The sequence below is a fragment of the Paenibacillus amylolyticus genome (genome assembly GCF_050990605.1).
Classification (GTDB): Bacteria; Bacillota; Bacilli; order Paenibacillales; family Paenibacillaceae; genus Paenibacillus; species Paenibacillus amylolyticus_H.
Window position 1 is genome coordinate 3,380,117 of sequence record NZ_CP158832.1, and the last position, 24,916, is coordinate 3,405,032.

Annotated in this window: 24 protein-coding genes, 1 pseudogene and 1 riboswitch; of the genes and pseudogenes, 21 read left to right on the forward strand and 4 right to left on the reverse strand. The window is 45.1% G+C overall.

All coding sequences use genetic code 11. The features are described from left to right. Nucleotides 1-139: 139 nt before the first annotated feature. The 7 genes and pseudogenes from ABTV53_RS15010 (at nt 140) to sufB (ending at nt 5,555) form a co-directional block, all read left to right on the forward strand. A complete protein-coding gene (locus ABTV53_RS15010; RefSeq protein WP_433743614.1) occupies nt 140-628 on the forward strand; it encodes a MarR family transcriptional regulator in 489 nt (162 codons plus the stop codon). A gap of 14 nt (nt 629-642) precedes the next feature. Next, nucleotides 643-1,209: a nitroreductase family protein gene (locus ABTV53_RS15015; RefSeq protein WP_433743617.1), complete on the forward strand. Its 567-nt coding sequence runs from the start codon at nt 643-645 to the stop codon at nt 1,207-1,209. A gap of 24 nt (nt 1,210-1,233) precedes the next feature. Continuing rightward, nucleotides 1,234-1,719, forward strand: coding sequence for a hypothetical protein (locus ABTV53_RS15020; RefSeq protein ID WP_433743619.1), 486 nt, complete (start codon nt 1,234-1,236; stop codon nt 1,717-1,719). 61 nt (nt 1,720-1,780) lie between these two features. Continuing rightward, nucleotides 1,781-1,933: pseudogene (locus tag ABTV53_RS15025) on the forward strand (NifU family protein); the annotation flags it as partial. Between the two features lie 73 nt (nt 1,934-2,006). Further along, on the forward strand, nt 2,007-2,789 hold the full coding sequence (gene sufC, locus ABTV53_RS15030) for a Fe-S cluster assembly ATPase SufC (RefSeq protein WP_433743622.1): 783 nt from the start codon (nt 2,007-2,009) through the stop codon (nt 2,787-2,789). Nucleotides 2,790-2,813: 24 nt separating this feature from the next. Next, nucleotides 2,814-4,118, forward strand: coding sequence for a Fe-S cluster assembly protein SufD (gene sufD, locus ABTV53_RS15035; protein ID WP_433743625.1), 1,305 nt, complete (start codon nt 2,814-2,816; stop codon nt 4,116-4,118). Nucleotides 4,119-4,157: 39 nt separating this feature from the next. Continuing rightward, entirely contained in the window at nt 4,158-5,555 is a 1,398-nt protein-coding gene (sufB, locus tag ABTV53_RS15040; RefSeq protein WP_433743628.1) for a Fe-S cluster assembly protein SufB, read from the forward strand. A 352-nt stretch (nt 5,556-5,907) separates the two neighbouring features. Here the strand turns inward: sufB and ABTV53_RS15045 are convergent, their stop codons facing one another. Together ABTV53_RS15045 and ABTV53_RS15050 are read right to left on the reverse strand one after the other, a co-directional pair. Further along, on the reverse strand, nt 5,908-6,519 hold the full coding sequence (locus ABTV53_RS15045) for a GNAT family N-acetyltransferase (RefSeq protein WP_433743631.1): 612 nt from the start codon (nt 6,517-6,519) through the stop codon (nt 5,908-5,910). Beyond that, nucleotides 6,516-7,127, reverse strand: a complete 612-nt coding sequence (locus ABTV53_RS15050; protein ID WP_433743633.1) for a TetR/AcrR family transcriptional regulator — start codon at nt 7,125-7,127, stop codon at nt 6,516-6,518. Before ABTV53_RS15050 ends, ABTV53_RS15045 begins: the two co-directional genes overlap by 4 nt. A 429-nt stretch (nt 7,128-7,556) precedes the next feature. Between ABTV53_RS15050 and ABTV53_RS15055 the strand changes: the two genes are divergently transcribed. From ABTV53_RS15055 to ABTV53_RS15095, 9 genes are all read left to right on the forward strand, one after another. Beyond that, nucleotides 7,557-7,886 (forward strand): hypothetical protein, encoded by a 330-nt coding sequence (locus tag ABTV53_RS15055; RefSeq protein WP_433743635.1) that lies wholly within the window; start codon nt 7,557-7,559, stop codon nt 7,884-7,886. A 366-nt stretch (nt 7,887-8,252) separates the two neighbouring features. After that, nucleotides 8,253-9,503: an MFS transporter gene (locus ABTV53_RS15060; protein WP_433743638.1), complete on the forward strand. Its 1,251-nt coding sequence runs from the start codon at nt 8,253-8,255 to the stop codon at nt 9,501-9,503. Between the two features lie 571 nt (nt 9,504-10,074). Further along, complete coding sequence (locus ABTV53_RS15065) at nt 10,075-10,989, forward strand: phosphate/phosphite/phosphonate ABC transporter substrate-binding protein (RefSeq protein ID WP_433743641.1); 915 nt, start codon at nt 10,075-10,077, stop codon at nt 10,987-10,989. A gap of 30 nt (nt 10,990-11,019) precedes the next feature. After that, complete coding sequence (gene phnC, locus ABTV53_RS15070; protein WP_433743644.1) at nt 11,020-11,787, forward strand: phosphonate ABC transporter ATP-binding protein; 768 nt, start codon at nt 11,020-11,022, stop codon at nt 11,785-11,787. Nucleotide 11,788: 1 nt separating this feature from the next. Further along, nucleotides 11,789-12,580 (forward strand): phosphonate ABC transporter, permease protein PhnE, encoded by a 792-nt coding sequence (gene phnE / locus ABTV53_RS15075; protein ID WP_433743646.1) that lies wholly within the window; start codon nt 11,789-11,791, stop codon nt 12,578-12,580. Further along, nucleotides 12,577-13,416: a phosphonate ABC transporter, permease protein PhnE gene (gene phnE / locus ABTV53_RS15080; protein WP_433743649.1), complete on the forward strand. Its 840-nt coding sequence runs from the start codon at nt 12,577-12,579 to the stop codon at nt 13,414-13,416. Before phnE (ABTV53_RS15075) ends, phnE (ABTV53_RS15080) begins: the two co-directional genes overlap by 4 nt. A 37-nt stretch (nt 13,417-13,453) precedes the next feature. Further along, on the forward strand, nt 13,454-14,458 hold the full coding sequence (locus ABTV53_RS15085) for a tyrosine-protein phosphatase (protein ID WP_433743652.1): 1,005 nt from the start codon (nt 13,454-13,456) through the stop codon (nt 14,456-14,458). A 155-nt stretch (nt 14,459-14,613) separates the two neighbouring features. Next, entirely contained in the window at nt 14,614-15,267 is a 654-nt protein-coding gene (locus ABTV53_RS15090) for a GntR family transcriptional regulator (protein WP_433743654.1), read from the forward strand. 201 nt (nt 15,268-15,468) lie between these two features. After that, nucleotides 15,469-15,528: riboswitch (Fluoride riboswitch) on the forward strand. Nucleotides 15,529-15,625: 97 nt separating this feature from the next. Continuing rightward, nucleotides 15,626-16,930, forward strand: coding sequence for a voltage-gated chloride channel family protein (locus ABTV53_RS15095; protein WP_433743656.1), 1,305 nt, complete (start codon nt 15,626-15,628; stop codon nt 16,928-16,930). Nucleotides 16,931-17,068: 138 nt separating this feature from the next. On the opposite strand, the gene ABTV53_RS15100 is transcribed toward ABTV53_RS15095, so the two are convergent. Next, the gene (locus ABTV53_RS15100; protein WP_433743658.1) at nt 17,069-17,614 is read right to left on the reverse strand and encodes a cupin domain-containing protein; all 546 of its coding nucleotides are present in this window, start codon (nt 17,612-17,614) and stop codon (nt 17,069-17,071) included. Nucleotides 17,615-17,838: 224 nt separating this feature from the next. Beyond that, entirely contained in the window at nt 17,839-18,741 is a 903-nt protein-coding gene (locus ABTV53_RS15105) for a LysR substrate-binding domain-containing protein (RefSeq protein WP_433743661.1), read from the reverse strand. A gap of 160 nt (nt 18,742-18,901) precedes the next feature. Here ABTV53_RS15105 and ABTV53_RS15110 point away from each other — a divergent pair, with 160 nt between their 5' ends. The 5 genes from ABTV53_RS15110 to ABTV53_RS15130 all read left to right on the forward strand — a co-directional run bounded on the left by ABTV53_RS15110 (nt 18,902) and on the right by ABTV53_RS15130 (nt 24,884). Next, the gene (locus ABTV53_RS15110) at nt 18,902-19,942 is read left to right on the forward strand and encodes an extracellular solute-binding protein (RefSeq protein ID WP_433743663.1); all 1,041 of its coding nucleotides are present in this window, start codon (nt 18,902-18,904) and stop codon (nt 19,940-19,942) included. 12 nt (nt 19,943-19,954) lie between these two features. Beyond that, on the forward strand, nt 19,955-21,742 hold the full coding sequence (locus tag ABTV53_RS15115; protein ID WP_433743665.1) for an ABC transporter permease: 1,788 nt from the start codon (nt 19,955-19,957) through the stop codon (nt 21,740-21,742). Beyond that, a complete protein-coding gene (locus tag ABTV53_RS15120; RefSeq protein ID WP_433743668.1) occupies nt 21,726-22,811 on the forward strand; it encodes an ABC transporter ATP-binding protein in 1,086 nt (361 codons plus the stop codon). Before ABTV53_RS15115 ends, ABTV53_RS15120 begins: the two co-directional genes overlap by 17 nt. Beyond that, a complete protein-coding gene (locus ABTV53_RS15125) occupies nt 22,804-23,436 on the forward strand; it encodes a metallophosphoesterase (protein WP_433743671.1) in 633 nt (210 codons plus the stop codon). Before ABTV53_RS15120 ends, ABTV53_RS15125 begins: the two co-directional genes overlap by 8 nt. A gap of 380 nt (nt 23,437-23,816) precedes the next feature. After that, nucleotides 23,817-24,884: a flavin-containing monooxygenase gene (locus ABTV53_RS15130; protein WP_433743674.1), complete on the forward strand. Its 1,068-nt coding sequence runs from the start codon at nt 23,817-23,819 to the stop codon at nt 24,882-24,884. Nucleotides 24,885-24,916 lie beyond the last annotated feature (32 nt).

A 24,916-nucleotide genomic window follows, 5' to 3' on the forward strand; every position in this document is an offset into this window, starting at 1 on the left:
ATGTCAGAGAATTTAGTTGATAATCATTATCATTCATGTTATATTGTTCACCAGTAAACAAAATTTAAGTAATTTTTTAGAAAGACTATATTATTAAAAAGATATTTTTGTTTACAAGTAAATAAGGAGCGATCAAAGGATGACTTCAAAAGATCGAACAAAACAGTTGCTTTATGACCAGTTTATCCGTTTTTTACATGTATATGAGAACCACAAGGACACTGAAATCGAGCATTTCCTGAGTGTCGCCCAGCGAGAAAGCATCGAGAACATTCCTCAGCATTTGACCGCGGTTCATATGATAGATTGCATAGGCAAGCATGAGCCTATTAATAACACGGGTATTGCCGAGGCGATGAATCTGTCCAAAGCAAGTATCACCAAAATTGGCAACAAACTGCTGGAGGAAGGATTCGTCAAACGCACAAAAATGAATGACAACAAGAAGGAGAGTTATTTCCGGTTGTCACCGCAAGGCAAAAAGATCTTTGAACTGCATGAACGTCTGCATGTACAAGAGACTGAACGCTTCTATCGTACTCTCGACAAATATTCAGAAACAGAGTTAAAAGTAATCCATCAATTTCTTCAAGACAGCAGTATAAATATTGAATCCAGATCGAACTAAGGAGAGTGAAGCATTTGAGTCTGGCGGAATTGATCAGGGCGCGGAGGAGCATTCGTAAATATAACTCTACGCCGGTGGATCAGGAGTTAGTTGTTGAATTACTGCGCAAGGCTAAACGGCTTCAACCATTTGTTCAGGCTGGCTCGTGGCGTGTGGTATATGCCGGCACTTCAGAAGCACGCAAACGGTTGGTGGACTGCATGCTGGAACAGATGTCACAAAGCCGGCTCGGCAAACTGATTCCTGGGAAATTTCTGGATATTTTCAAAAAGAGATTTACCGATATTCCTGCGCACGTCATTGTTATGTCGACTGTAGGACCGGATCGGCTGACTAATGACCGCAATTATGCGGCTGCCTGCGGGATGATGCAGAGCTTCCAATTGATAGGTTGGGAACATGGGTTAGGAATGCTATGGGATACAGAGTCCATGATGCTGCATGAAGGTTTTTTCAAAGGAATTGGCCTGCGTGAGGATGAAAGATTTGTTGGCATTCTTCATATAGGATATTACGATAAAGCGCCAAAAAGTCGGAAAAGAACGCCAGCCGAGCAGAAGTGGACCATCTTGCGAGGATAGTCTACCTAAGAGGAGGATGTAAATATGAAATTGTCAGATCTGGAAGGAGACATGCATACTCCGAGTGAGTTTTTGGATCGACCGGTATCGCAGGAGCTAATTCTTGAATTGCTCAATCATGCCGTATGGGCGCCAAATGATGAACTGCGAGAGCCGTGGCGATTTATATTTGCTGATAATCGGCATGGGGACATCATGCAGGGATTGCAAGAGCAGGCTCCCGCCTATCTTCTGGTCTTGGTGAAGGAAGAGGCGGATCAACATAAGCGGGAAGAGGACTTTGCAGCTGTCTGCTGTCTAATTCAAAATTTTCGCTTGCTGGCTCCTGAGCAGAGTCTAGGTGTACGCTGTACCTTGCATGACTGGATGTACGACTCGAGCCGTACTGAAATGTTTGGTGTACTGAGTAACGAGCGCATTGCTGCGGTTCTAGAATTGGGATACATTGCAAGTCAGCCGAAAGAGAGTACTGAGCTACCGGAGACTGAGCTTCATTTTGAGCTTCTCTAGGGTGGAGAGGATTCCTGATGAATGCTTTATACAGCGAAAGCAAAAATAGGGCCTATTTGCAGAATTAATAGATGTTGAGGACGGCATTGCTAGGCTTAAGTTTCTAGGTGCTTGTAATGGTTGTCCAAGTTCAACCATCACTTTAAAAGCTGGTATAGAACGTGAAATAATCGAAGAAATTGATGAGATTCATGAAGTTGTGCAAGTTTTCTAAATTCTAAAATATTGACTACTTCTATGGATACGATAAATAGACAATAAATAGGTTGGAAGGGAATGAGCTACGCATGACAACATCACTACAGATAAATGATTTTAGGGTAACAATTGAAGGCAAAGAAATTCTGAAAGGAATCAACCTGCAAATGAAAGGTGGAGAAATCCACGCAATCATGGGTCCAAATGGAACTGGTAAATCTACATTGGCTTCCGCATTGATGGGACATCCTAAATATGAAGTAACCGGCGGAACAGTAACATTAGACGGTGAAGACCTGTTGGGTATGGCAGTAGACGAGCGTGCGCGTGCTGGTCTGTTCTTGGCTATGCAGTATCCAAGTGAAATCGCGGGCGTAACCAACTCCGACTTCCTGCGTAGCGCGATCAACGCACGCCGCGGCGAAGGCAACGAGATCTCCCTGATCAAGTTCATTCGTCAAATGGAAGGCAAAATGAAAGAGCTGGACATGAATCCTGAATTTGCACATCGTTACCTGAACGAAGGATTCTCCGGCGGTGAGAAAAAACGTAACGAGATTCTGCAAATGATGTTGCTTGATCCCAAAATCGTTGTACTGGACGAAATTGACTCTGGTCTCGATATTGATGCTTTGAAAATTGTTGCTAACGGCGTTAACGCAATGAAAAGCGAAGATCGCGGCTTCTTGATCATCACACACTACCAACGTTTGCTGAACTACATCACACCTGACTACGTTCATGTTATGATGCAAGGCCGCATCGTAAAATCCGGTGGTCCTGAACTGGCCCAGCGTCTCGAAGCAGAAGGTTACGATTGGGTTAAAGAAGCACTGGGAATTACAGATGAAACTGTAGGTCAAGAAGCGTAAAGACTAAACGGAGGAGGAAATTTCATGACTACACAAACCATTCTTCCGGTTGGATCTGAAGCGCTTCGCGCCTTGTCGGAAAGTAACCAAGAACCCGACTGGCTGACTGAGCAGCGTCTTGAAGCATTGAAGCTTGCAGGCGAGCTCGCGCTTCCCAAACTGGAAAAGCAAAAAATTGAACGCTGGAATGTCAGGGAATATGGAACATATAAGACTAGCGGAGCCTTGGCTTCCCTGGAGGATGCTCCTGAGAGCATCAAAAAACTGGTACAAGATCAAAACGAAGGCGGTTTGGTCATTCAACGCAATTCCGGCAACGTATACGTAAAACTATCGGCAGAGCTTGCTGCCAAAGGGGTTATTTTCACAGACCTCGCTACTGCGGCTCGTGAACACGAAAACTTGGTTAAACCGTACCTGAATACGGCTGTCAAAGCCGATGAGCATTCCATTGCTGCTCTTCATGCAGCGCTTTGGAATGGAGGAGTATTCCTTTATGTTCCTGAAAACGTAGAAATTGAAGTGCCGCTGCAAGCCGTTCTGCTGACAGATGATGCGTCTGCCACATTTGCGCCACACGTGCTTGTTATTGCTGACACAAACAGCTCGGTTACTTACGTGGATAACTATGTTTCAAGCGAACTTTCTGCACCTGTATTCCATAATGGCGTGGTTGAAGTCATTGCGAAAGCTGGGGCAAAAGTGCATTACGCGACAGTCCATCAAATGGATACTCTAGTGACGGATGTATCGTTCCGCCGCGCTATTCTGGAGAACGATGCAACAATAGAATGGATCGTTGGCGAAATGAATGATGGGGATACAGCGAGCAACACGATGAGCGTGCTCAAAGGTAACGGTTCAAAATCCGATTCCAAAGTAATCGCGGTAGGTACCGGTTCGCAAAAAAATAATTATACCACTGAAGCATGTCACTTCGGTAAAAATACACCATCTCAAATGATCACTCGCGCGGTTATGCGTGAAGAAGCATCGGCGATTATTAACGGGATTACGAAGATCGAAAAAGGCGCAACCAAAGCAGACGGACAACAAACAGAGAAAGTGTTGATGTTGAGCCCGAAAGCAAGGGGGGACGCTAACCCGATCCTTCTGATTGATGAGGATGACGTAACGGCAGGTCATGCAGCTTCGGTAGGGCAAGTCAATCCAGAACAGGTTCATTACTTGATGTCCCGCGGAATTAACCGTACAGATGCAGAACGCCTGATTATCATCGGTTTCCTAGCTCCGGTGGTGTCGGATATTCCTTTGGAGGCATTGCGCACCCAATTACAATACTTGATCGAACGGAAGCTGGGTCAATGAACCGATCCATTCACAAGGGAACTTAGGAGGTAGAACAAGATGGCTAAAAAAGCACCAGAAATGGAAGAGTATAAATATGGTTTTCGCGACGAGCACAAATCCATCTTTCAAACCGGAAAAGGTCTGACAGCAGAAGTCGTAACCGAAATTTCCCGAATCAAAAACGAACCGGAGTGGATGTTGGAGTTTCGTCTGAAATCTCTGAAACAATTTGAAAAGATGCCAATGCCAAAATGGGGCGGAGATCTCGACGGATTGGATTTCAATGAAATTCAGTACTACGTTCGTGCTTCTGAAAAACAAGGGAAAACATGGGAAGAGGTTCCTTCTGAAATCAAGGAGACCTTTGACAAATTGGGTATCCCTGAAGCAGAACAAAAGTTCCTTGCAGGGGTATCGGCTCAGTATGAGTCCGAGGTTGTATATCACAATATGCAAAAGGAACTGGAAGATCAAGGCGTCATTTTCATGGATACCGATACGGCGCTCAGAGAGCACCCGGAAATTCTGCGTGAATACTTCGCTACGGTCATACCGCCAGCGGATAACAAATTTGCTGCTCTGAACAGCGCGGTATGGTCTGGAGGAAGCTTCATCTACGTACCAAAAGGCGTAAAATGTGAAGTGCCTCTGCAAGCATACTTCCGGATTAACTCCGAGAATATGGGACAATTCGAGCGTACACTCATCATTGCGGACGAAGGCAGCTTTGTTCACTATGTAGAGGGCTGTACAGCTCCGATCTACAGCACGAACTCACTGCACAGTGCGGTCGTTGAGATCATTTGTAAGAAAAATGCCCGTGTTCGTTACACAACGATCCAAAACTGGGCACCTAACATCTACAACCTCGTTACAAAACGTGCGGTTGCAGAAGAAAATGCAACGATGGAATGGGTCGATGGTAACATCGGTTCCAAACTGACGATGAAATATCCGGCGGTTGTACTGAAAGGCCGTGGAGCGAAGGGTTCCGTTCTGTCCATCGCCGTTGCAGGTAAAAACCAGCACCAAGATGCAGGGGCGAAAATGATCCACTTGGCTCCAGATACAACATCGACAATCGTATCCAAATCCATAAGTAAACATGGTGGTAAAGTAACGTACCGTGGTTTGGCTTCCTTTGGACGTCAAGCGGAGGGCGCGAAATCCAATATCAAATGTGATACACTCATTCTCGATAATGAGTCCACGTCAGATACAATTCCTTACAATGAAATCATGAATGATAACATCATGCTGGAGCATGAAGCTACGGTATCCAAAGTGTCCGAGGATCAGCTCTTCTACCTGATGAGCCGTGGATTGACCGAAGCCGAAGCAACTCAAATGATTATCATGGGCTTCATTGAGCCGTTTACAAAAGAATTACCGATGGAATACGCGGTAGAGATGAACAGATTGATCAAATTCGAAATGGAAGGTAGCATCGGTTAAATAAGCCGAATATATATTCTGCAGGTGAATTTTCGAAAAAAAAGACAAGAAGAGAAGTCGCTATTGTCGCATATGTGAAAAAATTGAATTTTTGAGAACCGTTAATCAGAAAGGATTAACGGTTTTTTGTGGAACTTAGGAAGAATCCAGAATTAGTAGTTTGGTGTCGAGGGATAAGATCTAATCGTCATCTTGCCCTTCAATTCATAAAAATAACGGGCAGGATAGTTCAATTGGTTCTCGGGTATTTTATAGTTTGAATAATTTTATGAACTTAGTGAATATAACATGATCTGAAAGATACGCAAATCTTATAATGTTATCAGCGCAAGTTGTTCAGGCTTGTTGTGACTCAGGCCTTCTCCAAACACAACGAGACCATGTGATTAATACCAGATATGCGGGCCTGTCTGGGAGATAGCGACTTGCGTTTGTACTCCGTGAACCCCAGCTTCTCATACAATCGGATGGCCGGGACATTGGTATCGGCAACCTCTTCTATGAGATAGTTACGGTACGGCAAATGAACTAGCATATGTGTAATAACTGCCGAAGCAGCTCCTTGGCCGCGGAAGGATAAGGCAGAACAAATAAACTCGATTGAGCCCGTTTCAGCCGGCGGGGCGACAAACGGCTTTTGGAACTCCCTCTTCAATATAAGTGCGGCCATCGAACCCTTGAACCAACCCAGATGCCGGCGGAGCGGTGCGCTCCGAAGTTCTAGGGAGAAGCTCTGACAGTCCGTACATGCGCCGAAGGCCGCCACCCGATCGCCATCAAGAGCCACATAAAATTGATCTAGCACGAACATATGGGCGAACGCCTTTGCGATGACATCTCGGTCTTTAGAGAAATACGTGAGCCACTGCGAGAAGCCGTCGGCGAAAATCTCCGCCATCTGGTTTCTGACCTCTACACCCGCGCGGTCTGCGCGGACAACCTCAAATGCGCCCGAGTACTTCATAACGTTTCACCTTCCTTTTCGAATACTAAGGTCAAGAGCGATCTCGACGGCATCGTGAATTTTTCCTCCAGCATCACCTTCATCATCGCCAGTCCCTGAATGGAGGAAAAGAAATATTGCGCCATCTCAATAGCGTTCCCTTCACGTAGCTTGCCCTGCCGCTGTCCTTGGACGATGAGCGCGGCAGTCGCTTGCAGTAGATCGGTATTAATCTGCTTGAGAGCTTCTTTCCGACCATCGGTCTCCGTGGAGAAGAAGGATTGTGACATCAGCAATAAGAGGTGTCCCAAGTCATCGCCGGAAGAAAGATCGAGATACACCTCGTTCGCGAACCGTGCAAGTTCCTCAGCAGGCTCATCACAGGTCTGAAATTTCGCAATCAGCGTCTCAAGTCCGGTCATGGCGAACTGCACCAGTTCCTCGAATAGCTGATCCTTTGTTTTGTAATGGCGATACAGCAGACCGGTGCTTATGCCTGCCTGATCGGCAATATGCTGCACATTGGTGGAGCCATATCCTTGACGAACGAACAGCCGCATCGCCGCTGTCTGGATTTTGGTACGGGTTGCAAGGCGCATGGCCTCGTATTGTTCAGGTGTACGGGGCACTTTTGCCTCTCCTTTAATGAATGAATTTTTATTCATTATAAAATCGTTGAAGCAAATTGTCAACGTGATCGGCTGTGTATGTTTAGCTGGTGGTATTTACCTAGCCGTCCAATATAAAAAAGATTTTTCATAAGAAAAGGTCTGGAAACGAGACTCAACCAAGGATTGAGGATTAGACAATGCTAGTAAATATGCTAACTAAGCAATATGATTAATTCAGTAGTTTAAAAGTTCTCTTTTTAGGTTAACGGGAAATGATAGCTAAATAAAAACAAGAGGGCAGCCGGTCAATTGTGATCGGCTGCTTTTGTTCATCTCACGGTTATATCCAAGTAAGCACTTTGTACAGATAGACTCGTGATATCCTTGAATAGTAGTGGTTATCTTCCCCTTGACAGTAAGGGTACTTACTCGGATGAGAATTTAGCAATGACAAAGGCTATGACGGCATGGAACGGTTACAATAATTATGTTGTTCAAGAGACAAATCAACTTGGTGATAATGTGAAAAAAACTGCTCGTATGTCATTCCCCTCAGATCTGCCCGTATTATTTTTTACAAGAGACGATGGCAGGGAGAGTAGGGATGGGAGATCAAAATTTACTTTTTTACATACACAGCTTACGAATAATCCTTCAAGTACAATCATTCCTTTAAAAGGTCATCATTACCTTCATTGGACCAGATACAAGGAGATGAGTGAAGCTGCCTTGAAATTCATGGGAGATATTGAAGATAAGAGATGCATAGTGAATTAACATGGAATTGATCAACAGAGATGTCGGGGGACAAGAACATTGCCCTCATGTTGATCTGGTATAACCGATATGAACATTTCGTTCCTGTAAAGATTCCTTTACTTCTGGCTGACAAGATGGCGCAATACGGGTTGCCCCTTGAAAAACATATCGTTCAAAGTGGACATCATGATTCAGAGTTGTTAAGACAATGTTGACCTCCATATTGCCTTGCGGGAGTTTCAAAATATCGATCCAATCCGGACTGAAATTTCAGTCTTTAGTAGGAGGTGAACGATGATGAAGTCCGTATAATTAGGAATTGAAAGGAGAGTCATATCTTACTCAAAATGGGCATCTTTATAGACAATTTGGAGGTTGAAAAGATTGAATAGGGACGAAAAAAAAACCAATGCGCCAAGCCTGTTTCGCAATCGGTTCCTGCAGACGATTTTATTATCAAGCGTGCTCCTGCAGGTTGGCATCTGGGTACGTAATTTCGCTATTCTCCTGTACGTTGCGGATAGAACAAACAATGATCCATACGCCATTTCGCTAATCAGCGTAGCAGAATTCGCGCCAATTTTTGTTTTTTCGTTCATCGGAGGTACATTTGCTGACCGCTGGCGGCCGAAGCGAACGATGATCTGGTGCGACCTATTATCCGCTGTATCGGTATTCGTAGTACTTCTGACCATACATTACGGTTCTTGGCACTCCGTCTATCTTGTCGCATTCATCTCGGCTATTCTTTCGCAGTTCTCTCAACCTTCAAGCATGCGATTGTTTAAGTATCATGTGCCGGAAGAACAGCTGCAGCAAGGGATGGCTCTATTCCAATCGCTGATGGCCATCTTTATGGTGCTTGGGCCGATGCTGGGCACGTTCATATACAGCACGTTTGGTCTTGAAACATCGATCGCTGTCATGGGCGTGGTTTTTTTGCTCTCCGCACTCGTTCTTATTCGTCTGCCAGAGGACAATATGCAAGCTCAAACCGTCGCTGTAAAAGGGCAGTTCCGTAAAGAATTCATTGAAGGCTTCCGCTATGTTTGGCAAAGCCAAGTACTGCGGATGCTCGGACTTGCGTTTATTCTCGCGGGACTCGCTGTTGGCGTAGCCCAAGCGCTTAACCTGTTTATCGTAACGGAGCGGCTGGGCAGGAGCGAGGAGTTCCTGCAATATCTGCTGATGGTAAATGGTGCAGCTATGCTGGTTGGTGGCGGAATCGTAGCCGTATTCGCCAAGCGGGTTCCGCCGCAGATTCTTCTAGCGATAGGTATGATCGCAGGCGCAGTCTGCACAGCCATTGTAGGGTATTCGACAAGCGTTCCGCTCACCCTGACCGTTCAATTTCTGAATGGACTTGTTTTCCCTTGTATTCATATTGGGATCAGCACAATGATTCTGAAATGGTCAGAGGCTTCAATTGTCGGCCGGGTGAATGGGGTTCTGAATCCGATGTTCGTTGGCATGATGGTCGTTTCCATGTCTTTCGCTGGCGCGTTAAAGGATGCCTTTTCACTGGGGACGATCTATGGCGGTGCAGGGTTATTATTTCTTCTTGGCGCACTGGTCATGGTTCCGATCATGAACCAAAAAGCGCCGGATAACGCACATATTGCACAAGAGACATAATTTCGCGATACTTATAAAATTTTAATGAAGAAGAGCCGGCCATGAAGAGGTGATCGGTTCTTCTTCATTTCCTGATGTGGTTAAAGACCAACAATATGACCAATTTTGCACTCAGTATGCTGCCAATGCTCCTGGGTTTTATCACATATATCGCAGTCATGACCATGAATATTCAACTGAATCTGTCCTCGATGATGCATAGTCGTAAGCACGATCGATGGAAATTTTTTGGGCAAGACAACTTCTGTTATTGATCGTATGTATCGTTGCTCCTCACAATCACTACAAGAGAAGCCATGTTGTTGGTCACGCCTGTCGCTTCCTTCTGGGAGATGTGTGTACTCCATTTTCTGGACTTTGTACTATTTGATGGATTGGGTGATAAAGCATGAATATGTATTTACTTCAATCAATTACATAAGTAGTAATAGATGAATTGCTGAAAAAAATCCTTAAATGTTTTACAAATTCGGTGATTCACCAAATCATTCTTCTTACATTCAACTTGTATCCTACTTGTGTACCAGACAATTCGGTATGAAAGCAACCAAATTTCAGGAGGGTATACATTGTGAAAAATAGTAAACGCAAAGGTTATCAAAGCTTGCTCCTCTCGCTAGCATTTATGCTTGTCATCCTGTCTGGATGCGGAGCATCAGCAAGCTCCAGCGAAGGCGTAATGCCAGAAGTAATTCGAATCGGTATTATGCCAAGTGAAGAGGGCGAGATGAACCGTTCTCAGGAACAGCTTGCAACAGACATTACTGAAGCAACCGGCATTCCTGCAGAAATTTTTGTGGCTGAAGACTATAACATGGTTATTGAAGCGCTGCGTGCAGGCAAAATTGAAATTGGCCTGATCGGGCCGTTTGGTTACATTATCGCTACGGAAAGAGCCAATGCAAAACTGCTTGTCCGCTCTGAAAGTGATCAACAATCGAATACGGTCATCCTTGTTGGTAAGGACTCCCCTTATCAAAGTGTCCAAGACCTTAAAGGGAAAGACTTTTTGTTTGCAGATCCGGCATCCACATCAGGCAATCTGTATCCGCGTGCCACATTAATGAAAGAGCTTGGTCTTTCAAACGAGGAATTGGATTCTTTCTTCGGCAGTGTGGCGTTCTCCGGTGGACATGACAAATCACTGCTTGCACTGGCAAACGGTAATGCAGATGGGATTGGGACGTCAAGTCTCATGGTGCCGATGATGGCAGAATCAGGACTTATTAAAGAGGAAGATTTCCGCGTGATTTCCGAATCCGATCCGATCGTCGGTGGGGCTCCACTGCTTTATCGTCAAGACTTGCCAGAGGAATTGGTTACACAGTTGCGTGATCTAATGCTGGATTACGATACAAAAAACCCAAAATTTCTGGAAAGTGTCGGCGCAGCCCGTTTTGTAGAAGGCAGTGACAGTGACTTTGATCCAATCCGGGAAGTCGCCAAAGCACTGGATATGTCCCCTGAGGAACTGCTGAAGAAGTAGGATTCAAACTTGCGAGGAGGAGGAATTAAAATGACACTTTTACAGGTGGAAGGGTTGTCCAAGGTATATCCCGACGGAACAAAAGCTCTTGATAACTTGAACCTAACGATTAATGCTGGAGAGTTCGTTGTCGTCATTGGGCCGAGCGGAGCCGGGAAGAGCACCTTGCTGCGCAGCCTGAACCGAATGATCGAGCCGACAAACGGAAAGATTCACTTTAAAGGCAATGAAACTATGGGCATCAAGGGTAAAAAGCTCCGTGAACTTCGCCGCCATATGGGCATGATCTTTCAGGGATATAACCTGGTCACCCGCGTGTCCGTTCTTAATAACGTGCTGCATGGACGATTAGGCTACATGAATCCGCTGAAAGGGGCACTGGGTCTTTACTCAAAAGCAGATACAGAAGCCGCCAAGCTTATGCTTCATCGAGTTGGTTTACATGAGCAGATGTATAAGAGGGCAGATGAACTCAGTGGAGGTCAGCAGCAGAGAGTGGGTATTGCACGTGCACTTTCTCAAAAGCCGGACTTGATACTGGCAGATGAACCCATAGCCAGTCTCGACCCTGCTTCCTCTGAGACGATTATGCATTATTTATATACGATCTGCAAAGAGGAAAGCATTGCCTGCCTGTGCAATCTGCATCAGGTAGATATCGCGAAGAAATACGCAACCCGAATCATCGGTATCCATAAAGGGTCCAAGGTGTTTGACGGGACACCGGATGAACTGACGGAGGATATGATCCGGCACATTTACAACCAGACCAATCCCAAAGTGAAGGAGACAGCCTGACATGAATGCGGCTCAGTTACAATCTGCCCGAAAAATGAAACGTACGCAGACGATATTGTTTTTTATCGTGCTGTTGGCTCTCATCGTCTGGTCTTCCATCGGCGCAGAGTTTTCATTAGGAGCTTTGTTCACGGGGGTAGGAGAGAGCTTCAGATTTATCTTTTTTGATTTTCTTCCACCTGATTTATCTTCACTTTCCCAGCTCATTGAACCTGCCATGCAGACCCTTTATATGAGTGTGGTGGCGATGGTCATTGGGTCGGTTGTAGCAGGGATGTTATCCTTTTTGGCCGCGGCCACGACAAGCCCCCACCCTTACCTTCAGGTATTTGTTCGTGCGGCAACATCGCTGTTTCGCAACATTCCGGTAATTATCTGGACAATTCTGCTTGTTGCAGCGTTTGGACTTGGTGCTGTAGTTGGTACGATGTCACTGATCTTGATCTCGATCGGGATGTTGACTCGTTCCTTTGCCGAGGTGCTTGAAGAAATTGATATGGGGCAGGTAGAAGCGGTTCGTGCTACTGGTGGAAGTTATTTTCAAGTATTGTCCCAAGCTGTATTTCCACAATTCTTACCCGGGTTTATCGGCTGGAGCTTGTACAACTTCGAAATCAACGTACGTGCTTCTACGATTGTAGGTATGGTTGGAGGCGGTGGTCTCGGATTTATTTTGCAATCCAAATTGAAGTTGTTTCAGTATCAGGAAGCGAGCATGGCCGTGTTGCTTGTGCTCGTTATCGTTCTTGTTGTGGAAATGATCACCAATCGCGTAAGGGAGCGAATCATATGAGTATGCGAATGAACGAAGCGAAGCCATCTTTTACGCTGTATACTTCCATACCAGAGCCACCCAAGCCGAAAAGAAACAAGCTGTTCGTGATCGGTCTGCCGCTTATTGCTGTGCTTTTTGTGTTCAGTCTCGTTCAACTGCAGTTCGACTATTCCAAGATTGCCATAGGCTTTACGAAACTCGGCGGTTACATGGGAACCATGTTTCCACCTGATTTCTCGGCCTGGCGCCATGTCCTGCTCGCTGCTGTAGAATCATTGCAAGTTGCCATTCTTGGATCGGTGCTGGGGATCGTCGTAGCCTTCTTTCTCTCCTTCTTGGCTGCAAGCAATTTGACGCCTCATCCGTTCGTCGCTTGGATCATTCGAAGCGCTGCTTCCTTGCTTCGTGCGATTCCCACAATTGTGTGGGCCCTTATCTTTATCGTGTCCGTTGGTCTTGGACCGCTTCCTGGAGTGCTTGCCATTGCTGTCTCTGCCGCAGGCATGCTTGTCAAAGTATTTGCCCAGTCATTGGAGGAAATCGACAAGGGTGTACTCGAAGCGATGCAGTCCACCGGTGCCAGCTGGCTGCAGATTGTCATGCAAGGCATTTTGCCTACCGTGAAGACAGCCTTTATCGCCTGGTGCGTGCTGCAGCTGGAAGGCGGTATTGCCGAATCGACTATTCTCGGTGCAGTTGGCGCGGGAGGTATTGGATATGAGATGACTCATGCCATGAAATCCTATAACTTTGCGGCTGCTTTGTTTGTCGGATTGGTCGTGTTTGTCATGGTATTCAGCGTGGAGTTTGTGGCAAACCGATACAAAATGAAGCTAAAAACACGTCAAAACTAATTCATAACGATGAATATCACTTTGAGGAGGAATCTCCATGTCAACATCTAATTTACTTTATAAACAAGGCCCTCAGGTACAGGCAAGGTATAGCGATAATAACGGTATTACGTTAGCCTGGAATATGGAAGAGAACATGGAGGCGGAGGCAGTTTACCATTCTGTTCTACCGGAATTGATTGAATCCAGCAGCACGCTGCTTGATATACAGATCGACCCAGCAGGAACAGTATTTACGAGAACGGTGTCTCCTGGCCGAAACTATTATCATGTGAAGTTCACGAATGGGTCGATATCAACCATTAACGATCGTATGATTTACACCGATGGAGTAATTAATTTCCGTGATATGGGCGGTTATCTCACAGAAGATGGTCGTACGACTCGATGGGGAATGCTGCTGCGGTCTGCTGATCTGCATGAGCTTGGTGAGCAGGACCTTGATACGGCCACTGCGCTCGGTATTGACTGGATTTGTGATCTGCGCAGTGATTTTGAAGTAGCTAGCCGTCCAAGCCCAGCCATTGGCCATGCGATCAACACGAATATTCCCTTTATGGCGGAAGCAAGTCCTGAGGAAATGCAGAAGATCGGACATGATCTGCATGCAGGCTACAAAGCCATGGTCTTAAATACGGACAAATGTGCACTTATCCTAAATGAACTATTAATAGAAGGGCGGGATACCTCCTTGTTCCACTGTGCAGCCGGCAAAGACCGGACCGGAGTCGTATGCGCAGTGATCCTTCTCACCTTGGGTGTACCGCGAGATGTAGTTATTGAAGACTATGAACTGACGAATCTCGCGGTGGACGGACTCATGCAGCGCTTTCTCTCCGGAAGCAACAAGGATTATCAAAAATACATGGATCATATGCCTGAATTTAAGGGAGTGATTCCGGAAATGATGAAAGCGGCCTTTATCCAAGCGGCACTTGAAGCAATCGACGAGAACTACGGTTCTTTTGATCAGTATCTTAAAGAGGGACTAGGCATAGGCGCCGAGCAAAGGACAGCTCTTCAAAACAAATATCTGGTTTAAAAAATGGAGTCCAGTAACTGGGATACAGTGTTGGACTCTTTCTTATCTCAGTCTGGTTGCGTAACTTCTCCTAAGACTGGTAATATAGGATGAAATGTGGAGATCGCATTATAATTCAAATGAAGTCCTCATCAATGAGAGAAAGGGATTATGATATGAACAAAATATCGCTTGTCGATACAGCATACATGATGCTTCGTGAGCGAATGGTTTGCGGTGAATTAATGCCCGAAACCCTGCTTTCAGAGAACGAATTGGCGGAGGAGTATCAAATGAGCCGTACACCAATCCGTCATGCCATTGCTCGCCTTGAATCAGAAGGTTATGTGACTTCTCTCAAAAATCGTGGTGTATTGGTCAAGGATGTAGGGGGTAAGGAATTTCTTGATCTGATTGAACAGATTCAATCCATGCTTTTTTACTCTTTCGAAATGATGAAAAACCCGAACCGAGAGATCTACTTAAATCTTGAATCACTTGCAGCTCATGTTGAGGTCCAGCGGACCGCTGAGAAAAGGAATGACTATGCCTTATACACCAAACATCATTTTCTTTTCATGCGGGAGATCGTTGAATCCTTAAACAATGGAGTAATGCTGAACACATTTGACTCGTTTCGGGATAAACTTTACATGTACTCCATCGTCCGCTTCAAGCGAACTCCGCATATCAAACACTACAGTGCGATCGGAATTAATCGGGATACGCTGCACGCATTATCCAGTAAGGATTATAAGGCAGCTCAAGAAGTTGTGTTATCCCTCATTCCTATAACCAGAGAACGCATGTTTGTTACAGGGCAATTTTAATTTTGAAGTTAGTTGGTGATTGCTAACTTCAATTCTGCTGAACTAAAAAGTAGCTGCCTTTTGGAAAGACATCTAGCCATCATCTTAGTGAAAGCACGAAAAAAGGAATGGATGAAGCGAAGGAAAAGGTATCAGCAAAACAACGCTGTATCGTATAAAAAAGGATTGACCTGACAATAATTTAAGAGTATTATATCATCAAGTTCATAAGGCGATGGAGTTCGCCTTAACCGCCGTAAGGCTAATGACTCCTACCAGTGAGAAGTTTCTATTCCCCTGGTAGGAGTCTATTTTTTTGTCAAACACACGTCAGAGAGGGTTGAATGTTATGGTACAAAGGAATTCAAGGTGGTCTGAAATGTTTGGAAAATGGCGTTTTTTGATGCTGTGTCAATCTCTGCTCAAGTGGATTATTCTCGGTAGTGGAGTAGGTATTTTGACAGGCTCTGCATCAGCTTTTTTTCTACATATTTTGGACGGTGTAACCCAACTCCGAATGGAACATACATGGTTATTGTTTTTGCTTCCTGTCGGTGGAGCATTGGTTAGTTTTATGTATGCTAGATATGGAAAAAACAGCGCTAAGGGTAATAATCTTATTATTGAAGAAATTAATAAAGGAAATGAGACGATACCACTCAGAATGGCCCCACTTGTTCTATTTGGCACTGTGATTACACATCTGTTTGGAGGTTCTGCAGGTCGGGAAGGTACCGCTGTACAAATGGGAGGAAGCTTGGCTGAATGGTTCGGAAAGTTATTGCGGGTTGGACCCGTGGATCGAAAGATTCTATTGATCTGTGGTATCAGCGGTGGATTTGGTTCAATATTCGGGACACCTTTAGCCGGTACCATATTCGGATTAGAGGTTCTAGCCATCGGTTTAATTAGGCATGAAGCTTTGATACCAGCATTTATCGCAAGTTTTGTAGGAAATATTGTTGCGACCTCCTTTTGGGGTGTTACACATTTGCACTACCCTATTGGTGAGATTCCTGCTTTGTCATTAATCGTAATACTCAAGGTGGTTTTTGCTTCAATTTTGTTTGGATTGACGAGCATTGTTTTTAGTGAATTGACGCATACACTCAAAAAACTTTATACACGTTTGTTTCAGAACCCTATGATCAAAAGTGCTGTTGGGGGGATGATCATTATCGCGTTAGTTTATCTTTTTGGAACAAGAGATTACCTGGGTTTGGGTATCCCGTTAATTGAAGATTCGTTTACTGGCGAAGTTCATCCATTTGCCTTTTTAGGTAAACTTGTGTTTACGTCTCTAACTCTCGGAGCTGGTTTTCAAGGGGGTGAAGTAACACCTCTTTTTGCAATCGGGGCCACATTGGGACACACGTTAGCTTCATTTCTAAATCTCTATGCTCCATTTTTAGCGGCTTTAGGTTTCATTGCTGTATTTTGTGGAGCAACCAACACTCCTATTGCCTGTTTCCTCATGGGGATCGAATTGTTTGGTTCAGAGGGGGCGATTTATCTCTTCATCGCTTGTATTGTAAGTTATTTATTTTCAGGACATACCGGAATCTACACATCGCAACAAATCGGAATATCCAAAAGTCACCTTATTTCAATTCCTGAGGGAACTACACTTGCTTCAGTGAAAAGCTTGAAGAAAAAAATTGAGCGTGAAGTTGAGAAACAATGAGATACCTACTTCTGGCTAGTTTGATTGGTGATTTTTCGTTTATGAGAAAAGCCGAATTAACCTTTGAGAATACGAGGGTTAATTCGGCTTTTGTATGGGAATTGCATATTGTAATGAATGTATTCCCTCTAAAGGTAGTTATTTTTCCGCAGCCATGGCGATATCTTTAGTTTCATGAACTGTCCCATAAGGGTGCTCTGGGGGCGCATAGATAACATATACCTTAAGAGGGATATCGCCTGTATTAGTTATATTGTGCCATTTTCCAGCAGGTACTATAACAGCATAATCCTCACAGGCCATGGTTTCAAAATGCAATTGATCTTTCTCATCTCCCATTTGCACAAGTCCCTGACCTTCTTCAATACGGATGAACTGATCGGTTGTCGGATGGACTTCCAATCCGATATCTTCACCAACACGGATAGACATCAGAGTCACTTGAAAATATTTACCAGTCCATAGGGCAGTACGATAATTTTGATTGTGTTTTGTTGCCTGGTCGATATTGATCACAAGCGGGCGTTGTCCATAATCTTTTACTTCTATTTTTGTACAGGGATGACTAACGGTTATATTGGCATTGCAACATGAAGAAGGAGCAGCCTGGGCAACGTTATTCCAGCTGTCGGGCATTGGATTATGCCATTGATTGTGGCGATATAATTTTTTGTGCATGTTCATTCTCCTCTAATATTGAGTTTAGTCTTTAGTTCCATCCTATGCAGTTGCCTATATAAAGGATTGCAACACATGTAATAATGGGCAATAACCCACATAATAACCGCGAATCAAATCCAAAATTTGATTTTAAAAAACCAAGTTCTGATCCTCGCTGGGGAAAAGAACTTGGTTTATTGTCGTTGAGGGCCGTAAATTCGATAGATATCGTCCATGCTAATGTGACTTTAACTTTGCAATGGTGAAGAAAAACGCTCTGTCAGCATACGCCAGAAGAGATTCAGCGAAGGAGTGAGAAGCTTGTTACGATGTCTGACTGAATAAATCGTTCGGATGGGATTCCAGTTGGGGATCGGACACGACTTCAACTCTCCCTTCTCCAGCTCTCGTATGATCGAAGCCTGTGAAACCATCCCAATACCCATGTTTAGACGTACAAGAGACTTCAACGCCTCTGAACCAGAGACTTCGATGGCTTCCGTAAACTGAACTTTGTGCTTGGTAGCCCATTGATTGATGACTTCGCGACTGCTGGACCCTTCTTCGTGAGCGACAAGTGGAAGACCCTGCAGGTCATTCGGTACAATAACCGGTCTGCTGGCGAGGAAATGATCAGGATGAAAGATAATGACAAGATCGTCCTTCAGTAAGGGCTCAAAAATGAAATCAGGATCATCGGGTTTCGTATGCGAGATAATACCAACATCCAACTCAAAATTTTTGATTTTCTCCATAATGTGAGCAGCAGGCTTCACATCCATGCTTAAACAAAACAGATGTTCTTTTTTGAATGCAGCCAACAATTCCGGAAGAATATACGTTGCAGGCGTATGTGTGCTTCCAATCAACAAGCGCCCCGTTGCTGTCCCCCTGTGGTCCTCGATTGTGCGAAGCATCTCTTCGTTCAAAGCTACAATTTGCGTAGCGTAGTGATACAACGATTTACCAGCCTCAGTTAATTTAATGACATGATAAGTTTTGGTGTGGAATAAGGCTATTCCGGCATCTTCCTGAAGTTTGTTCAGATGAAACGTCACCGTAGGTTGCGTAATATTCAGCTTCTGAGCAACCAAATATAATTTCTTCATTTCCACGACATGCACAAACACTTTTAATTGCTGCAGATTCATGAGTAATCCCCTCGCGTTCATAAGAAATAGATATCATCTATCTTATCATATAAATCATTAATACTATTTTATTTAGGCTTAACCTCAATATAATACGAATCTTCAACATGCTCTTTAGAATGAAAATAGATTCACAATCAGGATTCAGAGGGGGAGAAATATGAAATTGGGTTGGATTAAAAAATTAAGTGGATTCAGCATTCTGCTTGTGCTTATGATCACAGGGTGTGGCGGACCAGTTGCAAGCAGCAATACTTCTTCAGACGAGGACACGGGGGAGACGATTTATTTATATGGCAATGACTTTGTCGATATTGTAGCACCCGAATTCACCAAGCAGACAGGCTACAAGATGGAGGCGGTTCATTATGGCGGAGGAGAAGCGTTGGCCAAGATTGAAGCAGAACAGGGGAATCCACAATGGGATGTGGTCATGATGGACGGCCATGGTTCCATTCGAAATCTGGCGGACAGAGGTTTTCTCATGAAAGACTGGATACCGGAAAACTTAAGCAACCTCAATGAGTATGGAACGTCGCTCATTCCTGAAGACCACGCCTATGTTCCTGTTAGCATTCATGCATCAGCGGTTATTGCCTACAACACGAGTCGTCTAAGCAAGGAGCAAGCGCCTGCAACATGGGAGGAATTTTTTGACTATGAGGGCCCAGCAGGACAGGCTGATCCAGCGGTTGCGGCACCTGCATACCCGCTCGTTTCGTCTCTGTTTAACTACTGGGGCTTCTCCCAAGCAGAGCAAAAATACGCTCATATGATGGATAAGGGATTGCGGGTATATCCTAAAAACGGACCATTAGGAAAAGCTTTGGTATCAGGAGAAATCGATATTGCTGCTCTGCAGGAGAGTAACGCTTATGATCTCAAGCAGTCCGGAGAACCCGTAGATCTCATCTGGCCAAAAGAAGGTGCTCCCGGAAGCCTTCGAGTAGCTGCGATTAGTCAACACACCAAAAATCCCGCAGCTGCCAAAGCCTTTGTCGAATTCATGTTGAAGCCGGAAACGCAAATGATGCTGGTATCACTGGAATCGTCAGACAGCTTCTTTTCACCGCTCGTACGAGGTGTTGAAGCACGAAAAGATCGTGAGCCAAATCCGTCTTTTATGCTCCCGCCTGCCGAATGGGCAGCAGCGCACGAGGTGGACATCAAAACATGGTTTGCAGACCAGAACGTTAAATAAGAGGTGCATCCAATGATGAATTCCGGTACTCGTTGGGGTGTAAGCATCGCGTTATTATTATTCATTGTGATCTTCTTACCGTTACTTGCTGTTTTGTTGAATGCTGTTTTGCCTGGTTTGTTTTTTGGTGAGATGCGATTCCAAGGGTTCGGATTGCTCGGGGAGATGTTTCGGCGTCCGTTATGGAGGCAGTCATTCACAAACTCGTTGTGGTTGGGGCTGGGAACAGCCCTTTTAGGTACCATATTTGGTGCATGTCTTGCTATGGTCAGGGCCCGCTGGAATTTTGCGACAGGGCGGGTGCTGGATGCAGGGGTGTGGCTCTTGCTCATCACCCCCTCCTTCATGTTAGCCCAAGGGTGGGTGTTGTTCGCCGGCGCGGATGGAATCGCAAGCCGTTCACTTGGCATGAGCTGGATGACATCGCTCCTGTTTCAACCTACAGGACTGATGATGATTATGGCGCTCAGCAAGTTTCCACTGGCCTATCTTACCGTGCTCGCTTCAGCAGAATGGAATGTCAGCCAGTATGGACATGCTGCTCGTCTAAACGGTGCAGGTCCCTGGACGGTATGGCGCACCGTAGAACTTCCACTTTCGGCTCCTTCTATCATTGCGGGTGCAACACTTGTGTTTATCGATACGGTGGGTGACTTCGGTTTACCTGCGGCATTGTCAACGGTTTATCGCTTTCCGACCTTGACCTATTCAATCTATTCCGCCATCTACCAATCACCGGTTCGCTTCGATATGGCAGGTGTATTAGCCTTCTATCTCGTTGCCTTATTGGGTCTTGCGATGTTTGTGCTTCTAATCAGTCTTCGCAAGTCCAGATTTGATTTTCTTAATGCAAAAGCGATTAAAACCGTGAAAGTCAGACCGAATCGTACGTATGTGTTAAACGCGATAACCATTGTGTTTTTGGCGATTAGCATTGGCATTCCGATCGGAAGCAGTCTGTGTGTGTCCATCATGAGAAGGATGGGGGATGGATTTGCCTTTCGGAATTTGACGCTTGATCATTATCTGTCGTTATTTTCAAAAACTGCAACAGATTATACGCAGCTCAGTTTTATCGAAGGCATGATGCATTCTCTTGCTATAGCTGCAGTTGCAGCAGTGCTCAGCATGATTACAGGTTTCATTGTGGCATACGTGCTTACGTTTACGGAATTTCCGATGAAAGGTGGGCTTCAGCTATTCTCCATCGTCTCACTGGCTGTACCCGGAATCGTTATGGGCATCGGATATATTTTTGTCTGGAATCAAAAATGGCTGGAGTATGTGAACCTGCATTTATATGGTACACCTGCCTTGCTGGTCATCGCCGTTATTGCCGGAGCCATACCCTATGCGGTTCGAGTTCAATTGGGGGCATTTGGCACGATATCCTCTTCTGTATTAAACGCCGCAGCTGTTCAGGGAGCTGGCACACTTGGGCGGATGGTACACATCGTTCTGCCTTTGGTACGAAGGTCATTGCTTCTTGCTGTACTGGCTGCTTTTGGTACAAGTGTATTTGATTTAGCATTGGCTTCAATGCTACAGCCGGCCAATTACATTCTAATGCCTGTTGTAATTGATCAGGCCTTTGAATTCGGGAGATACGGCTATGCAACAGCAGCGACAATCCTCAGCGGGTCCATACTACTGCTCCTTATTGTCCTCATTCAGTTTGCAGGAGAAGCCGCTTTTCGGTGGAGTGACAGGCGGCAGCAGAAGAGTAGAGAAATGAAAAACATTCCAGCCGAGAGTCATCGCAGATCACATGGAGGTTCACCCTATGAATTCAATTCTTAAGCTTGAAGGGGTCCACAAGTCATTTGACAAACAGGAAGTCCTTCGACCCTTGTCCTTTGCTCTAAATCATGGCGAGAGAATATGCGTCTTGGGTCCATCCGGATGTGGAAAGTCCACCTTGCTGCAGCTGATCGCTGGTCTGTTAAGGGTGGATGGAGGCATCATTGAAATGGATGGTAAACCGGTGGATGGCCCGAAGCATTATATACCTCCTGAGAAAAGACCAGTCAATATGGTGTTTCAGGATTACGCTTTATGGCCGCATATGACCATACGTCAAAATATTGAATATGGGCTGAAGCGTTCCAGAACGGACGCCACGTCAAGAAAACAACGGCTTGACCGTCTGCAAGCCATGCTGCAGCTGGAAGGACTTCTGGATCGGTTGCCCAGCCAATGCTCTGGTGGACAGCAGCAGCGGATCGGGATGGCCCGTGCCCTCGCAACCGAACCCTCGATTCTGCTCATGGATGAGCCTTTGTCCAATCTGGATGTGAAGCTTCGTAACGAGATGCGCAGCGAATTGGCTGAGCTTTTGTCTGATCTTGAGACAACCGTCCTGTATGTGACACATGATATGCTTGAGGCCTTCACCTTGGCTGATCGAATCATGGTGCTGAGAGACGGGGGGATGGATCAATTTGCGGAACCCCATCAGTTATTTCATCGCCCGGCTACTCCCTGGGTCGCCCAATTGATGGGATATCACAATAGCCTGCTTAGCATGTTCACGTTAGATGGCTCGGCTGTTTTGATAGAGGGACAGTACATTTCAGGCCAGAAGATGGACCGTGGCAGGGGTGGGCAGCAAGCCATCGTCATGATTCACCCGCAGCAGATCACAATCAGTCTGAACAGGGAAGAAGAGACACATAATCAAATCGAGGTGAGAGTGAAGCAAGCTATCTTTGAAGGAATCCACTGGAGAATCATGATGCGAACCAAAGATAATCAGAGCATTCAGGCATTCAACACCGAATATATTGAACCAGGGTCTGCATGCTGGCTGCAATTTTCTCCAGAGCAAACCATGATCTACGAAGGAGGAGCAGATACGATCAATGGGTAGACTTCTTGCTGTGTCCGATATTCATGGGCATGGAGATCTTTTGAAAAAATTACTTATAGCCTCTGATTATCACCCGGAGAAAGACCGCCTGGTATTACTTGGCGACTACGTTAATAAGGGACCCGATTCCTGGGGCACCCTTGAACTGATCCGTGACTTGACCCAACAGGGAGCCATCGCCTTGCAAGGTAACAATGAGCGGAAATGGATGAATTCCATGCCAAGCGTACCTACCGGCCTCTTTGATCAGGGTGAGCACTATCGAGAGTTTCTGTATCGTTTACCTCTTTATTTCAGAAGCGATCCATATTTGTTTGTACACGCCGGATTACGCCCCGGGGTTCCATTGAACCAACAGACACCCCAAGATTTGACTGAAATTCGAGATCTTTTTTGGGAAAGTCCAGCCCATCCGAATTACACGATCGTTTTTGGACATACGTCAACGTTCCGGTTTCACGTGCCTCCTTGGGAATTATGGATGGGAGAAGGGAAGTTGGGGATCGACACTGGTGCAGGTCATGGATATTATCTTAGCCTGGTGGATCTTACAAATCGAGCACGCTGGTTTATATCCGTACAATTTCCCCATAAGATTCAATCACAAGGGATGAGTACAAGATAAACTATCTTTAGTTCACTATGCTAGCGCAAAAAAATTGATTAAAAGAACTCATGCGGTATCATAAGAAATGGCTCGGCAGAAGAGAAGACAATGACGCGGGACAAGAACATAGAACTATTGAAAGTCGCTTTATATTGGCGACTTTTTTCTTTAACGGACAAAGCACAAATTGGATTAATCATTTCAAGGTAATGTAAGTTCGCAAACCAGTGAACAGTGGAGCTCCATAAAATTATAGTTGTATTTTGCAAATAAATTATTATAATGAATAGAGTACATACCAGAAAGGGGAGCAGTAACTAGTTATTGAACCGAAGTGAAAAATACAATTCCCGTTCCTATACTTGCAAAATACAAATTATATTCAAAGGAGAAGCATTATGGAACCAATCTGGGATGTCATTGTCATCGGTGGAGGTCAGGCAGGACTTGCTTCCGGTTTTCATTTGAAAAAGAGAGGGCTGTCTTTTTTGATTTTGGAGGCAGGTGGAGAAGCAGCAGGAGCGTGGCCTCAGTATTACGATAATTTGAAGTTATTTTCACCGGCCAAGTATTCGTCTCTGCCAGGGCTTCCGATAGAGTCACCAGGGGATCGCTACCCACATCGTGATGAAGTCATTCAATACTTGAAGGGCTACGCTTCTCATTTTGACTTGCCTTTGGTTTATCATAGGCGTGTAGATCAAATCTCCAAAGAATCCGGGATATTCAGAGTAACAACCTCATGTGGAGAGAAATACATGGCTCGCAATCTAATCTCGGCGACAGGGTCTTTTAGCCGACCCTATACCCCCTCGATTCCTAAGCAGGAACAATTTAAGGGAACCATCTTGCATTCCGCCACGTATCGTACACCTGCCCTTTTTCAAGATCAATCGGTCATTGTGGTAGGAAGAGGAAATTCCGCAGTTCAGATTGCGATGGAACTATCCGAAGTAGCTGATACAACACTTGCTGTGAGAGAACCGGTAACCTTAATCCCGCAACGTCTCTTGGGACAGGATATTCACTTTTGGTTTAAGCTAACGGGGTTCGATTCGTTTTGGCGATTTGGAAAGTCATTTGCGAATGGTTCATCCGTTCTGGATTTGGATGGATATAAGCAGCGACTTCAAGCGGGGAACCCAAAGCAAAAGAAAATGTTCACCGTATTTTATGATAATGGGGTTATCTGGTCTGACGGAACACAAGAAGAGGTCCAAACCATCATTTTTGCGACAGGATATCGTTCTAACGTTTCTTATATCGATGCATTAGGTGGATTGGATGGTCAAGGAGAACCCGAGCAGAAGAACGGGATCAGCAAGAAGATCCCCGGACTTTATTTTGTAGGTTTGTCTGGACAGCGCTCCTTTGCATCAGCGACCCTTCGGGGTGTGGGACCAGATGCTGAATATGTCGTCAAGTATATTCAAAACAATCTGGAAAAGCAGAAGAATATACATTAGTTGCAATATACAAATAATATGTTTATAATAGT